General features: G+C 67.8%; 13 protein-coding genes. 11 read left to right on the forward strand and 2 right to left on the reverse strand.

The annotated features are described in order from the left end of the window. Nucleotides 1-4 precede the first annotated feature (4 nt). Nucleotides 5-166: a hypothetical protein gene (locus LGI35_RS08010; protein WP_227293201.1), complete on the reverse strand. Its 162-nt coding sequence runs from the start codon at nt 164-166 to the stop codon at nt 5-7. Nucleotides 167-1175: 1009 nt separating this feature from the next. On the opposite strand from LGI35_RS08010, the gene LGI35_RS08015 reads away from it, so the two are divergent. From LGI35_RS08015 to LGI35_RS08065, 11 genes are all read left to right on the forward strand, one after another. Continuing rightward, nucleotides 1176-2414, forward strand: a complete 1239-nt coding sequence (locus LGI35_RS08015; protein ID WP_227293202.1) for a cytochrome P450 — start codon at nt 1176-1178, stop codon at nt 2412-2414. Between the two features lie 302 nt (nt 2415-2716). Then, complete coding sequence (locus LGI35_RS08020) at nt 2717-3988, forward strand: MFS transporter (protein ID WP_227293203.1); 1272 nt, start codon at nt 2717-2719, stop codon at nt 3986-3988. Nucleotides 3989-4022: 34 nt separating this feature from the next. Further along, nucleotides 4023-5939 carry a RiPP maturation radical SAM C-methyltransferase gene (locus LGI35_RS08025; RefSeq protein ID WP_227300242.1) on the forward strand — a complete coding sequence of 639 codons (1917 nt, stop codon included), beginning with the start codon at nt 4023-4025 and terminating at the stop codon, nt 5937-5939. Next, nucleotides 5936-6508 carry a DUF5825 family protein gene (locus tag LGI35_RS08030; RefSeq protein WP_227293204.1) on the forward strand — a complete coding sequence of 191 codons (573 nt, stop codon included), beginning with the start codon at nt 5936-5938 and terminating at the stop codon, nt 6506-6508. The genes LGI35_RS08025 and LGI35_RS08030 overlap by 4 nt, the downstream gene beginning before the upstream one ends. Then, on the forward strand, nt 6501-7667 hold the full coding sequence (locus LGI35_RS08035) for a cytochrome P450 (protein ID WP_227293205.1): 1167 nt from the start codon (nt 6501-6503) through the stop codon (nt 7665-7667). Before LGI35_RS08030 ends, LGI35_RS08035 begins: the two co-directional genes overlap by 8 nt. 484 nt (nt 7668-8151) lie before the next feature. After that, nucleotides 8152-8322 (forward strand): hypothetical protein, encoded by a 171-nt coding sequence (locus LGI35_RS08040; protein WP_227293206.1) that lies wholly within the window; start codon nt 8152-8154, stop codon nt 8320-8322. A 306-nt stretch (nt 8323-8628) separates the two neighbouring features. Then, complete coding sequence (dhaK, locus tag LGI35_RS08045; protein WP_227293207.1) at nt 8629-9621, forward strand: dihydroxyacetone kinase subunit DhaK; 993 nt, start codon at nt 8629-8631, stop codon at nt 9619-9621. Nucleotides 9622-9665: 44 nt separating this feature from the next. Beyond that, complete coding sequence (dhaL, locus tag LGI35_RS08050; RefSeq protein WP_227293208.1) at nt 9666-10268, forward strand: dihydroxyacetone kinase subunit DhaL; 603 nt, start codon at nt 9666-9668, stop codon at nt 10266-10268. Beyond that, nucleotides 10261-10695, forward strand: coding sequence for a PTS-dependent dihydroxyacetone kinase phosphotransferase subunit DhaM (locus tag LGI35_RS08055; RefSeq protein ID WP_227293209.1), 435 nt, complete (start codon nt 10261-10263; stop codon nt 10693-10695). Before dhaL ends, LGI35_RS08055 begins: the two co-directional genes overlap by 8 nt. Before the next feature lie 292 nt (nt 10696-10987). Then, nucleotides 10988-11974: a fibronectin type III domain-containing protein gene (locus tag LGI35_RS08060; RefSeq protein ID WP_227293210.1), complete on the forward strand. Its 987-nt coding sequence runs from the start codon at nt 10988-10990 to the stop codon at nt 11972-11974. 380 nt (nt 11975-12354) lie between these two features. Beyond that, nucleotides 12355-13458, forward strand: coding sequence for a Gfo/Idh/MocA family protein (locus LGI35_RS08065; protein WP_227293211.1), 1104 nt, complete (start codon nt 12355-12357; stop codon nt 13456-13458). A 229-nt stretch (nt 13459-13687) separates the two neighbouring features. Here LGI35_RS08065 and LGI35_RS08070 read toward each other — a convergent pair whose 3' ends face one another. After that, nucleotides 13688-14227, reverse strand: a complete 540-nt coding sequence (locus tag LGI35_RS08070) for a PadR family transcriptional regulator (protein ID WP_116500541.1) — start codon at nt 14225-14227, stop codon at nt 13688-13690. Nucleotides 14228-14243 lie beyond the last annotated feature (16 nt).

The following is a 14243-nucleotide window of genomic DNA, read 5'->3' on the forward strand; positions in this document are numbered from 1 at the left end:
GCGATCAGCAGCGCCGCGCAACGATGGCACCCAAAGTAGCCGATGACAGGGCGATCAACTCGACGTCATCGTCAAGGTCAAGACCTTCCTCGTCGGTGAAGAGAACCATGTCCGGTTCCGCCTCATCCATCGCGGTCACCGAACGCTCAGTCACTGCCTGCGCCATTTTTGACCTCTCTTTACCTTGACCGGCTCCAACATCCTTATCTCATACAGTTGTTGGCGTCCCGTCAATGGGGAGTGCATACGTTTACCGGTGCCACACCTGATCCCGGATCCATCGGCCGATGTACGGCAGTGATGTTGCCGGGAATGAGGAAGTGCCCTGTGGCCTGCGACGATGGGGAGTTCTTCAGTCCTTCGGCACGCAAGATCACGAGGGCACTTCCGAGATGCAATCTCCCCACGCCGCGGGCGGATCTCGGCGCGGTTCCATGATCCGAATCTGATCGCCTACGGGGGCCGGCCCGCCCTGCCGGTGGAGACCTCTGCCTGAGTGGCGGACACGATGACACCGGGTCTGCTTGATCCGGAGGGAGCGAGAAGACCACCGATGGCCAATCGATCCCGCTTTTCCCGCAGTTGTCAGCGCTGCAGGTCGTGAATGTCCTGGTCGGGGCGCCCGTCGCCCCAGGGGGACGTAGTACTTACCCGCTCCGGGCGGGGCATTTCGTGGGACAGGAACTGCTGACGGCCCGTGCGGTTCCGGCAGAGGCTCGCATACACAAACTGCCGCATCGCGTACGTGCCCCGATGTCCGATGACCGACGGATGCCAGGCCTTCCCGCCTCTTGTAGGGCTTGATCAAGTCTGGGTACGCTGCTGCCGGTTCGGAGCAGTGCCAATCGGAGAGGTCGCCGTTTGATGCTGCTCGCCTTCCGCGGACAAGGGCTGAACATGGATGGTTTCCCGCCATGTGGCGCACAAGATCAAGGCACCGGAATCCGCAGGTCGCGGAAGCCGATACGGCGATCACTCCATTCAACGAGCCCAGTCATTCGGGGAATTCGACAGGTTCTGCCTGCCGGCAGTCATGAGGTTCCTTGAACTGAGGGATCGTCTCTCGACGAACACTCGGCCTACGGTTCCTGCATCAGCCTGGAGGGTGTGGGCTCCATCGGCCCCCACTCTTAATGTGTCTTCCGTTATGTCACATTCGGGACGGAGCTAGGATTGTGACGTCTTCGCAGGCCAACGTTCCTGATCTGGAATCCACGGCAGTCCCGTTCTTTCCGATTCCCAGGGCGCCTGGTTGTCCGCTGGATCCGGCACCTGAGCTCGCCGAGCTGCAGGAACGGGCGCCGCTGGTCCGAGTTCGGCTCTGGGACGACAGCACTCCGTGGCTGGTGACGAGGCACGCGGAGCAGTGCACGCTCCTGTCGGACCGCCGGGTCAGCGCGGACTGGATGCAGCCCGGCTACCCGTTCCACAGTCAGTTTCTGCGGGACCACCATGAAGAAGGCCAGTTCCTGACTGCCATGGAGGGCCCCGAGCATCTCCGGCTGCGCCGGATGATCGCCCGCCCGTTCACCCCCCGCAAGGTCGAGCAACTGCGGCCCACGGTCCGGCAAGTCGTCGACGACCACATCGATGCTCTGCTGGCCGGCCCGAACCCGGCGGATTTCGTGGCGGATTTCGCTCTGCCGATTCCGTCCATCACCATCTGCCACGTGCTCGGCGTCCCTTACGAGGACCACGACTTCTTCCAGCACGCCATCAGGACAATGACCGGCAGCGACGTCCCGGACGACGCCGTCAACAAGTCCCAAGGCGAGCTGTATCACTACCTGGCCAAACTGATCGGCCGCAAGCTCGCTGCCCCCGAAGACGACCTTCTGTCCCAGCTGGCCACCGAACGGCTGGCCACCGGCCAGCTGAACCGGCACCAGCTGGTGATGCTGGTCCTGTTCCTGCTGGTCTCAGGGCACGAGACCACGGCCAGCATGATTGCGCTGGGCACGCTGGCCCTGCTGCAGCATCCCGACCAAATCACGGTGCTGAAGGACTCCGACGGCCCCGAGGTCGCCGCGGCCGTCGACGAACTGCTGCGGTACCTGACCACTGTTCAGCCAGGCCGTCGCCGCGTGGCCGTGGAGGACATCGAGATCGGCGGGCAGGTGATCCGCGCCGGCGAGGGTCTGATCCTCCCGGAGGAGATCGGCAACCGCGACGAAAGCGTGTTCCCCGGTGCCGGGGAACTGGACCTGCGCCGCGATGCCAGCCAGCAGCTCGCCTTCGGGTTCGGTGTGCACAAGTGCACCGGCCAACCGCTGGCCCGCCTGGAGCTCCAGGTCGTGTTCGCCGCCTTGTTCCGGCGCATTCCGACACTGGCCCTGGCCGCCGACCTCGGCGACCTCCCGTTCATGGACGACGGGCTCGGGTACGGCGTCAGGAAGATGCCCGTGAGCTGGTGAGTGAATGAGGTCGTGCCGGTGACAGGAGCCGGAGTGGAGTCGTTGCAGATCGGGCACGGCCGGTCGGAGCCGGGGCCGAGTCTCCCGGCGATGGAGGGTTTCCACCCGGCGATGGAGGGTTTCCAGGAGATGCGCGCTACCGGTTCCAGCTCTTGGCACCTCCACCGTGGACGGCCGCGGCGCCGGCAACGGTTCCCGGAAGGTCGGTCCCATGTCCTGCACGAAGTTGGGACTGTAAGTTCTGGTCGACGGCGGAGGCCCAACATCAACGATCACCGGAGTCACCAGGGGGATCCCGCAGTATGACCACCACGGAGGCCCTTGACGGGTCGGCTGCAGTCGACGATGCAGCACGAAGCGTCGCGCGGCCGTTCTACGTATACGCCGTGCTCGCCAACTCGCTGTTCCAGCGTGGCGTATTCGTCCTCTTCCTTCAGCAGCGAGGCTTCTCAGCCGGGCAAGTGGCCCTCCTTCAGACTCTGATCTACCTGGTCAGCGGACTTGCGGAGCTGCCGACGGGAATCATCGCCGACCGGATCGGCAGGCGTGCCAGCATCGTGATCGGCCAGGTGCTGATAGCTGGATGCCTGCTCGGTCAGGTGTCGTCCTCCAACTACTGGGTGTTCCTGACGCTGTTCATGCTTCAGGGCGTGGGCATGGCCTGTGTGTCCGGTTCGGACACCGCGCTGCTGTACGACCTGCTCGTGCGTCGTGGTGCAACGACCGGATACGTCAAGATCAAGTCCCGGTTCACCATGCTCGGAACGGTCACCTCGGGAGTCGCCATCGTCCTCGGCGGCCAACTGCAGCGGTTCTCCTGGGGAATCGTCTACCTCGGTTCGGCGTCGTGTCTCATCCTGGCCGTGGTGGTGCTGATGTCACGGGTGCCCGAGATCCGCGGCGCGGACGCGGTGGACGAGCAGCGGGAGGGAGCGGAGAAGGGGCACAGTGACGCCACAGCATGGCGGGCACTGCTTCGGATCGCCACGCCCGCGCTCGTGACACTTGCCGTGGTGTCCGGACTGATGCACGCGACCTTGACGCCGTACATCATCTTCACGCAGAAGACCCTCTCCGATCAGGGAGCGGGCACCGCATTGGTCAGCGTGGTCATCTCCGCGGGATTCTTCGTCGGCGGACTCGTTCCCCTGCTGTCGGACCGTGCGAACCGGCGCTTCGGGTATCGGATCGTCCTCCCGGTGTCACTCGTGATGCTCGCCGCGGCACTCGGCCTGAGCGGCTTCGGCCTTGTCTGGGTCACCATCGGCGCGTTCCTGGTCCTGGTCGGAATTCCCGAGATCACCGCGGTACTCGTGGACAACGTGCTCAACGAGGCAGTGCCGTCGCGCCACCGGGCGAGCCTGCTGTCGATGATCGCATTCGTGGAGTCGGTGCTCATCGGCACCGGCTATCTCGTCGTCGGCACGCTCATGGACGGGTTCGGCTCCAGTGTCGGCATGGCCATCTACGCCGCGGTTCCCCTGCTGGCATGTCTCCTGTGGCTCCCGGTGCTCTTCCGAGGCGCGCGGGTGACCACCGAGATCGAGAAGCCCGCCGACCAACAGGCATCCTGAAACAGGCTAACGATGAGGAGCCGAAGTGGAATTGATGCAGATCGGGCACAAACGACCGATGCTGGATCTGAACCCGCCGGTCGTGCATGAGGATGCCCTTTCCGTTGCGTTGGTCTGCATGCCCTGGGCCGTGGTGGACATGCCCTCACTGGCGCTGAGCACGATCGCTCCGTTGTTCGAGCAGCGCGGAGAAGTCGAGAGGCTCGACGTCGTCTACGCCAATATTCGGTGGCTCGACTTCCTGGTCCGGGAAGTGGGCCTCGAGCGTGATCACTATGAACTGATCGTCGATGCCGAGGTGTTCGGGGTCGGCGAATGGGTCTTCTCCAGCTGTTTCCGCCCCGGTATCGACCCACGCCACACGAGCTTCTATGACCTCGTGAGCGACAGTGAGCACGTTGACGCCTATGGTGCGATGTTCCGCGCGGCACCCGCCTTCATCGACGAGTTGGCCCGAGATCTCGTCACGTCAGGTGTCGACGTCCTGGGGTTGACGACGACGTTCGATCAGAACATTGCCTCGTTCGCGCTCGCCCACCGCGTCAAGGAGTTGTCCCCGAGCATCGTCACGATGCTCGGCGGGGCGAACTGCGATGGCGTTCAAGGTACGGCAGTCCACCGCGCTCGCGCGGAGTTCGACTACGTGATCCGGGGCGAGGCGGAGCGCTCGATCGCACCACTCATCGCCCACATCGCAGGACGTCGTAACGGCGACGAGAGCGGGCATGACGAATCGGTGCGTGCCGTGCCTGGCCTGTGCTGGCGATCCGACGTCGATGGAGCCTCGGTGAGCAACCCCATCGGACCGACACCTGTCTCCATGAACGCGGTGCCGGAGCCCGTCTACGATCACTACTTCCGCGACTTGGGGAAGTCTCCGGCGGCTCGACTCATCGATGTCAAGATTCCTCTGGAGGCCAGCCGCGGATGCTGGTGGGGTGCGAAGCACCATTGCACATTCTGCGGCTTGAACGGGTCGGCCATGGCCCATCGCGCAAAGCCTGCCGAACGCGTGCAAGCGGAGGCCAGCCGGGCTGTGCGTCGGCACAACGTGCTCGACCTGGTGTTCGCTGACAACATTTTGGCGCCCGACCATGTCGTTCGACTGACCACGGACATGGCGCTGCCCGCTGAATGGGACGTCCGGTTGTTCGCCGAGGTGAAGTCGAACCTCAACTTCAGTCAACTCGAGTCCCTCGCGCGCGCCGGTTTCACACAACTACAACCGGGTGTCGAGAGCCTCTGTACACCCATCCTGCGCATCATGCGCAAGGGGGTGACCGGGTGGCAGAACGTGCGTTTCCTGCGCGACTGTGCCACCTGCAGGATCTATCCATCGTGGAACATCCTCGTGGGTTTCCCCGGGGAGCATGACAGCGACTACACGGCGTTGATCGACGCGCTCCCCTCCCTCCATCACCTGCTGCCGCCCGCCGGGGTGTTCCCGATCAAACTGGAACGCTTCAGCCCGTACTTCGATGATCCAGAACTCGGTCTCCAGGTGCTCGGTCCCTCGCGCAACCTGGTGAGTGCTTACGAGGGGGTGGTGGATGCCCTCGATGACTTCGTCTACGTCTTCGATTCCGAGCCCGCCGGCATATCACCTGAGACGTATGAGCTGTTGCGCGAAGCGGTCGCGAACTGGAAGGCCAACGCATCGACTTCTCGGCTGGTCGCTCTGCCGGCGCCGGACCACTCGCTCGTCGTCGTCGATGACCGGTCCACCTGGCCCTCCCGTGAGACGGTGCTTCACCCGGGTCTTGAGGCAGAGGCCTACCGTGCACTGGCCAAGGGAAAAACGCTGCCTGCACTCGCTTCCACGATGTCCTCGCTCGGGATTGCAGTTCCGGAAGGTCAGCTCGAAGAGCTCCTCAAGAATTGGATGGAGCTCGGAATCATTTTCCATGAGGATGCCACCTATTTGGCGCTGGCGACAGGATTGCGTTGGTGACGAAGCAGACAGCAGAGCGGCGGTCGAACCGGCGAAGGCTCTTCGCGCCAGTGAATTTCCACTCGATGCAGAGCAGGGAGAGTCTCGTCGCCCTGACCCGGTCGGGATACGCCGGGGTTCGGCTGGTGGGCCATTTCGCCTTGCCGGAGATGGGCGATCGCGAACTCGTCTCCTTGATCGCGCTGCTCCGCGACGCGCGCGGCGTTGGTCTACGGGTTTCGTGGAGCGGCGACTGTGGCGCCCTCGAGGTCGGGTGCCTTCGCCACCTCGACCCGCCACGGCAGTCGGACGGCACCTTTGCGTGGTCGGCGCAGCAAGGAGAATCCCTGGTCGTTCGGCGCGGTCCGACGTTCCTGGCCGTTGAGGACACACGCTACGGGGAGCGTCGCCGCATCGACATCGACCGCTCGGAACCGGCGGCAGCCGTTCTTGACGCATGTCGTTGGGGGCACACGATCACCCCCGTAGAAGCGGCCAGTCTGCGCGCTCTTGAATTGCACGACCTCGTCTTTCGTTCCGGCGACTACTGCGTGGGTATTGCCGTGAGGCAAGGAGTCTGGTGTGTCTGAAGGCAGCATTCTCTTCCGCAAGACACTCGATGAGCGGACCATTTCGCGAGGGTCGGCGGATCCAGCCGCCGCCGTCGTTCGGATGCGTATGGGATCGGCAGGAGTGGGACTGCTCGTCAACGATCACCGCGAAGCCGCTCGCATCTTGTCCGACGTCGAAACCTACGGCAGTGCGGGCGAACTCATGGCGAGCGTGTTCGACGAGCCGGCCGAGTCGCATCCGGATTCGATGTCCGAGATGGTCTTCGCGGTCAACCAAACCGATGGAGAAGAGCATCGTCGCGTACGGCGCGCACTTCGGAAGGTCATCGATACTCGCGTGCGCGATGTCTCGGACGAGCTGATTCAGGATGTCCAACACTCGATCGAGAGCGCACTCACCCTGGGGAGGCTCGACGCGGTCGCGGCGATCGGCGTGCCCATCGCCGACAGTGTCATGTCGCGATTGCTTGGACTTGACGCAAACCTCGTCTCGGCCCTGAGGACCGCGGTCTACCAGGGATACCCGGTACGCGAACTTGACGCCACGCTCGTCGACTGGGTGCGCGACAGGCGTGCTCACCCCGCCGATGACCTCGTGTCGGACCTGATGGCGGAACTACCTTCTCTCGAGGATCGACAGGTCGCGGCGAACACCCGACTGCTCGCACTGTCGGGTGTCGAGGTGTTGGCGGCACTGATTACGAACGGAATCCTCTGCCTGGCGCAAGATCCGAGGACTCAGCGTCTCGTACGCGATGACGAGACGCTGCTGCCTGGCCTCATCCACGAGGTGCAGCGGTACGCGAGCCCGATTGCGCGGGGGATCTACCGGATGACGAAGGCGCCATCCGTGATAGGCGGGTACGCGGTTCCCGCAGGCACTTTGCTCGTCATCGGCGTGGACGTTTGCAACAGGGACACGTCAGCATTTCCCGATGCTCACAGGTTCGACCCCACTCGCGGTCGGGATTTCGAACATCTGACGTTTGGTCGCGGGCGGCATTCATGCCTGGGTATTCCAGTCACACGTCTGATTGCGGCGCAGGCCCTGCGCGCGTTTCTCTCGGGAACAACGAGTTTCGGCCTGACCGTGGAGCCGTCAGAGCTGCGTTTCCACGATACTGGAGTCATGAACGGGCTCGTCGAACTCCCGATTTGGGTTGAGTGCGCGAACTAGAGATCTTCAACGGCTGAGGTTACGGCGGTTGGAAGTCGAGACCGGTCTTGGCGATGAGGCAGTCGATGAGGCCAGGACGGTACTGCATCCGTTTGAGCCGGGTCCTCACCAGCACAGTGAGCGTCTTCCAACCCCGCGGTGAGGTGCGTCAGTTGGTCCGCCCTGCAGCGTGAAGAAGCTCCTGGTAGACGGTGTCACAACCAAGATCCACCGTGCCCCACCAGGAGCTTGCCACAGCCCAGGGCACACGCCGGCCCCACCTGACTGGGGTGAGAGCCAACACGACTTCCGTGAAAATACTTGCGCGGAACGTGCTCCCTTCTCTCCCCCAGCTCGTCCTCGCGCCAAAGCGCGCCTGCCCTAGCATGCGCACCAGTGCTGCGGGCGCCCCCGATCCACGACGGGCGAACTGTCCCCTCCCCAGATCCAGACGGCCCGGCGCAACACGCTCCTCGTCGACTCGCTCGCGCCAACCGTCGCAGCGGTGCTCGCCTTCGCACTCGCCTGCATCGAGAACACCCTGCGGCCGGACATGGCGGCATCCAAGAACATCGCGTGCGGCCTCAGGACGAAGAGGTGGGACGGGAAGAGGATTGCGCGGCGCGTCCCACAGATGCTGGAGATCGTCGAGCTCGAGTCCGACTGCTGCGATTGAACCGATTCCACGGCGAATGCCGGCGGAGCGGCCAGTCCCTGCCGCCCGCACGACGCTCCATCGACTCCTACCGGCACGTCCGGTGTTGGACGAGGGCCGTCCGCCCATACTGGATGTTGCGCACCGTCCTACTACACGCCGACAACTTGACGCCCCGTCACCAAAGCCAGCACCGTCTCGGCGTCCGCCCCGCCCAACCCCGCCGTCAGCCGCCAGGAAACATCAAGATCGAAAAGGGTCTACACCCACCCTGACCAGGTAGTACACAGGTCAGGCATCGCCTGCTAACGTCATCCGGAGGTATCCATGAAGATGCTCATCAACGTGGCCGAGACCGTGGTCACCGACGCGTTGCGGGGAATGGCCGCGGCCCATCCGGAACTGGTCGTCGATGTCGAGAACCGGGTGATCGCGCGCCGGGACGCCCCCGTCGAGGGGAAGGTCGCGCTCGTCTCCGGCGGCGGGTCGGGGCACGAGCCGCTGCACGGGGGCTTCGTGGGGCACGGGATGCTGTCGGCGGCCTGTCCGGGCGAGGTGTTCACCTCGCCCGTGCCCGACCAGATGGTGCGGGCCGCGGCCGCCGTGGACAGCGGCGCCGGGGTGCTCTTCGTGGTGAAGAACTACACGGGAGACGTGCTCAACTTCGACATGGCCGCGGAACTCGCCGAGGACGAGGGGATCCAGGTCGCCAAGGTCCTCGTCAACGACGACGTGGCCGTCACCGACAGCCTGTACACCGCGGGCCGGCGCGGCACGGGCGCGACCTTGTTCGTCGAGAAGATCGCGGGCGCGGCGGCCGAGGAGGGGCAGCCGCTGGAGCGCGTGGAGGCGATCGCCCGTCAGGTCAACGCGAACACGCGGAGCTTCGGTGTGGCCCTGAGCGCGTGCGCCACGCCCGCCAAGGGCAGCCCGACCTTCGATCTGCCGCCCGGCGAACTGGAGTTGGGCGTCGGTATCCACGGTGAGCCGGGGCGCGAGCGGCGCGCCATGATGACCTCCGGCGAGATCGCCGACTTCTCCGTGGACGCCGTCCTCGAAGACCTTCAGCCGACCGGCCCGGTACTCGTCCTCGTCAACGGCATGGGCGCGACCCCGCTGCTGGAGCTCTACGGGTTCAACGCCGAGGTCCAGCGCGTGCTCACCGAGCGCGGCGTGGCGGCGGCACGCACCCTCGTCGGGAACTACGTCACCTCGCTCGACATGGCCGGCGCCTCCGTCACCCTGTGCCAGGTCGACGAGGAGCTACTGCGCCTGTGGGACGCGCCCGTCAGCACGGCGGGCCTGCGCTGGGGCATGTGAGGCAGCCCGTCGCCCGAACCATCACCACCACGCAAGGAGATGACGTGCTCGACGCCGATTTCTTCCGACGCTGGCTGACCGCCGCCACCGCGGCCGTCGACCGGGAGGCGGCCCGGCTCACCGAACTCGACTCGCCGATCGGTGACGCCGACCACGGCAGCAATCTGCAGCGCGGCTTCGTCGCCGTGAGCGCTGTCCTGGAGAAGGAGGCACCGGCCACCCCCGGCGGTGTCCTCACCCTCGCCGGGCGCCAGCTGATCTCGACCGTGGGCGGCGCGTCGGGCCCGCTGTACGGGACGCTCCTGCGCCGTACGGGCAAGGCGCTCGGGGACGCCCCCGAGGTCAGCGAGGCGGAACTCGCCGCGGCGCTGCGGACCGGGGTGGACGCGGTCATGACGCTGGGCGGTGCCGCGCCGGGCGACAAGACCATGATCGACGCGCTGGTGCCCGCGGTCGACGCGCTCGGCACCTCGTTCGACGCGGCCGCCACCGCCGCCGAGCAGGGCGCGCTCGCCACGACGCCGATGCAGGCGCGCAAGGGGCGGGCGAGCTATCTGGGCGAGCGCAGCATCGGGCATCAGGACCCGGGCGCCACGTCGTCGGCGCTGCTGATCGGGGCGCTGGCCGAGGCGGCCCGCGATGAGTGATCCCGACAGCGTGGGCAGGGGGCAGGAGAAGGTCGTCGGGATCGTCCTCGTTTCGCACAGCCGCGCCGTCGCCGAGTCGGTGGCGGAGCTGGCGACGGGGCTCGCGGGCGGCGGCGCGGTCGTCCCCCTGGCACCGGCGGGCGGCACCGAGGACGGCGGGCTCGGCACCAGCGCCGAGTTGATCTGCGGTGCCGCGCGGTCGGTGGACCGGGGTGCGGGCGTCGCCGTACTCGCCGATCTGGGCAGCGCCGTGCTCACGGTGAAGGCGCTGCTCGCGGAGGGCGACGAGCTCCCGGACGGGGCGCGCCTGGTGGACGCCCCCTTCGTCGAGGGGGCCGTGGCCGCCGTCGTCACGGCATCGGCGGGGGCGGATCTTGACGCGGTCGAGGCGGCTGCCGTCGAGGCGTACACGTACCGGAAGGTGTGAGCGATCCGGGGCGGCGGCTCATTCGTCGCCCCGCATCGCGTGTGCGTTCCTGCTCCGACCCGGCGCATTCCGGGCCAAGTTGACGGTCAGGAACTTCTTCGCCTGCGCCTCGCCCAGCGCCACCGCGGCCCGGTGGCTCTCGGTCGCACAACCCAGATCCGGGCTCGCCTGAGTGTGCAGTCGACCGCTCGCGGTCCGGACGGGAACGCCGGGCGTGACACTGCCTCTTGATGTGACCCCGTCACTCATGACATACAGGTCTGTACCAATGCTTCCGAGCGGAAGGCCTGCCGTGCGACGCATCCCCGGACGCACCCCGCTGGCGTACACGACCTGCGCCGCCGCGCTCCTGTTCGCCACCTCGTGCGGCCTGCTCGACGACGACACCCGGCAGGGCCCCGCCCTCACGGCCCCCGCCGGAGTCACGGCGCAGGCGGGCAGCGCCACCTCCGTCCACGTCATGTGGAGCCGCCCCGAGGGAGCAGCCGAGGTCAAGGGCTACACGGTGTACCGGGGCGCCACCAAGGTGAAGGAGGTGCCGGGCGAACAGCACATGGTCGACGTCGTCGGGCTGCACCCGCGCTCCGCGTACACCTTCTCCGTCCGGGCCGAGGACACCGACGGCACACTCGGACCGCTCAGTGCGAAGGTGGCCGTCACCACCCCGGCCGCCGTGGCCGAGGACCGGTCCGCCCCGACCCGACCGGGAGCGCTGCGCGGCCGGGCGGACGGCGGCCGGGCGGCTTCGCTGACGTGGGGCGCGTCGAAGGACGACAAGGGCGTCGCCTCCTACGACATCTACCAGGGCGCGTCCAAGATTCACAGCGTCGGCGGGGGCGAGACCCATGCGCTGATCACCGGGCTGCGGCCGAGCACCGCCTATTCGTTCACCGTGAAGGCGCGCGACGCCGCCGACAACACCTCCCCTGCGGGCCCGGCCCTCAGGCTCACCACCGCGAAGGGCTCCGCCGAGGGCCCCGGCACCGCCCCCACCGACTTCCGCGCCACGTCCCGCCAGGCAGGCGGCGCGTACTACATCGACCTGTCGTGGACACCGCCGCGCACGGGCGGCACCGTGCCCGCGTACCGCATCTACCTCGACGGCCGTCAGGCCACCACGCTCGTCTGGGGCGACGCCCCGCCCAAGGGCACGGCGCGGAACAGTTTCTACGTGGGCAAGGAGGCCGGAGTCCGGCACCGGGTGCGGATCCGGGCCCAGCTGCCCGACGGGACGTGGGGCGCCTACTCCGCCGAACGGAGCGTCACCACCGGGTCCTGAGCGGGGCCCTCCGGGCCGGACGGCCACCGGGGCCCGGTGGGCCGGTGGGCCGGTGGGCCGGTGGGCCGGTGACCGTCCGGCTCGGTGGGTCGGCGGGTCAGCGGGCCGGTGAGCCGGTGGACCGGTGACGATCCGGCCCGGTGGCCCGGTGGCCCGGTGGCCCGGTGGGCCGGTGGGCCGGTGGACCGGTGGACCGGTGGCCCTGGGCCGGTGGACCGGTGGACCGGTGAGCCGGTGAGCCGGACGTTGGAGCCTGCCGGCTCGCTTCGGCATGTGCCGGCCCGGGACGCGCCCTTGTCCGCTCCCCTCCGGGCGTCCTACCGTCTCCGGAGCCGCGCGGGAGCGGCCGCAACACCCTACGCATCCGCCTTGGGGGCAGCGTGAGTTCGGGGCCGGTCGGTGTCGCCGTCGTCGGAGCGGGCGTCATCAGCAAGGAGTATCTGCGGACGCTGTCCGCCTTTCCCGATCTGCGGGTGGTGGGTGTCGCCGACCTCGACGCGGACCGCGCCACGGCCGTCGCGCGCGAACACGGCGTGCCGGTCGCCGGCGACGTGGCGACGGTGCTCGCCGTTCCCGAGGTCGAGCTCGTCGTGAACCTCACGGTGCCGGCCGCCCACGCGCAGGTCGCGACGCAGGCGCTGCTGGCCGGGAAGCACGTGTACGGCGAGAAGCCGATCGCCCTGGCCCCCGGCGAGGCCGAGAAGGTGCTCGCCCAGGCGGCGGAACAGGGCCTCCTTGTGGGAAACGCGCCGGACACGTTCCTCGGCGCGGGGCTCCAGTCGGCGCTGCGGGCCGTCGGGGCGGGGCACATCGGCGAGCCGGTGGCGGCGACGACGACGGTGCAGGGCCTCGGGCCGGAGCGCTGGCACCCCGATCCGGCGTTCTTCTACCAGCCCGGCGCGGGACCGCTGTTCGACCTCGGGCCGTACTACCTGACGGCGCTGGTGGCGCTGTTCGGCGGGGTGTCGCGCGTGGCCGCCTCTGCGACACGCGCGCGCGAGGAGCGGGTCGTCGGGTCGGGTCCCAAAGCGGGGCAGGTGATCCCGGTGGCGGTGCCGACGCATGTGTCGGCGCTCGTCGAGCTCGCGTCGGGGGTGCGGGCGACGTCGGTGTTCAGCTTCGACTCGGCGCTGCCGCGTATCCAGTTCGAGGTCACCGGCACGGAGGGCGTCCTCGCGGTGCCGGACCCCAACACCTTCCGCGGGCCGCTGAAGGTGCGGGCCAACGAGGCGGACGACTGGCGCGACCTGCCGGTCTCGGGGCGCACCGACGGGCGCGGGCTCGGCGTACTCGACCTGGCGCGGGCGATCCGCCGGGGCGGTGCGCCACGTGCGTCGGGAGCACTGGCCCTGCACGTCCTGCAGACGATGACGGCGATCACGCACTCGGCCGAGCACGCCGAGTTCACCCGGATCGCCACCTGCCCGACGCCACCACCGCCCGTGCCGGCGGACTGGGACCCGGGGGCGGCGACCCTCGGCTAGGGCCTTTCCGTCCAGATCAGGCCGGATCAGGCCCGGTCAGGCCCGATCAGGCGGGATCAGGGAGCGGGGCCCGGTGCCGTGCATCGCAAGGCGGAGGAAGGGGCCCACGCGATGGGGGTCCCCCTGCTCGAACGCAGCCGAGAGCTCGAGGGGGAGGCGGCGGCTGGCGACAACGCCGCGAGGTGCGGCACCAGTCCCCGCGAGCCCTGCAAGATCCGGCCGAGAGGCCCTAGGACGGGTCGAGGCCGAGTTCGTCCAGGGTCTGTTCGAGCCAGCGCGCCCAGAACGTCTCCAGGTCGATGCCCGCGCGCAGCACGACATGTTGCAGGCGGGCCTCCACGGAGTCGAGGCCGGGCGGGAAGTCCCGCTTCTCGATCTCCTCGTACTGCGCCAACTGCCGCCGGTGCAGGTCGAGATGGCGGCGCAGGTCGGCCTCGATGCCGTCGGTGCCGACGACGGCGGCGGCGCGCAGGCGCAGGAGCAGCGGGTCGCGCAGCGGCTTGGGGTCCTGGCTCGCGGCGGTCCAGCGGGCCAGTTCGGCGCGGCCCTCGGGCAGGACCTCGTACTCCTTCTTCTGGCCGCGCGCGGGTGTCGGCGCGGGCAGGGCCCTGATGTACCCCTCGCGTTCCAGGCGGCCCAGCTCGCGGTAGATCTGCTGGTGCGTGGCCGACCAGAAGTAGCCGATCGACTTGTCGAAGCGGCGCGTCAGTTCGAGGCCCGACGACGGCTTCTCCAGGAGGGCCGTGAGGATCGCGTGCGGGAGTGACATGGCTGCACCTTATGCG

This window comes from Streptomyces longhuiensis, from assembly GCF_020616555.1.
GTDB lineage: Bacteria > Actinomycetota > Actinomycetes > Streptomycetales > Streptomycetaceae > Streptomyces > Streptomyces longhuiensis.

What these genes read in the sequence shown, in the direction of transcription:
- LGI35_RS08010 (WP_227293201.1), bottom strand. Translation starts at nt 166, where the DNA reads ATGGCGCAGGCAGTGACTGAGCGTTCGGTGACCGCGATGGATGAGGCG.
- LGI35_RS08020 (WP_227293203.1), top strand. Translation starts at nt 2,717, where the DNA reads ATGACCACCACGGAGGCCCTTGACGGGTCGGCTGCAGTCGACGATGCA.
- LGI35_RS08025 (WP_227300242.1), top strand. Translation starts at nt 4,023, where the DNA reads ATGCAGATCGGGCACAAACGACCGATGCTGGATCTGAACCCGCCGGTC.
- dhaK (WP_227293207.1), top strand. Translation starts at nt 8,629, where the DNA reads ATGAAGATGCTCATCAACGTGGCCGAGACCGTGGTCACCGACGCGTTG.
- LGI35_RS08055 (WP_227293209.1), top strand. Translation starts at nt 10,261, where the DNA reads ATGAGTGATCCCGACAGCGTGGGCAGGGGGCAGGAGAAGGTCGTCGGG.
- LGI35_RS08070 (WP_116500541.1), bottom strand. Translation starts at nt 14,227, where the DNA reads ATGTCACTCCCGCACGCGATCCTCACGGCCCTCCTGGAGAAGCCGTCG.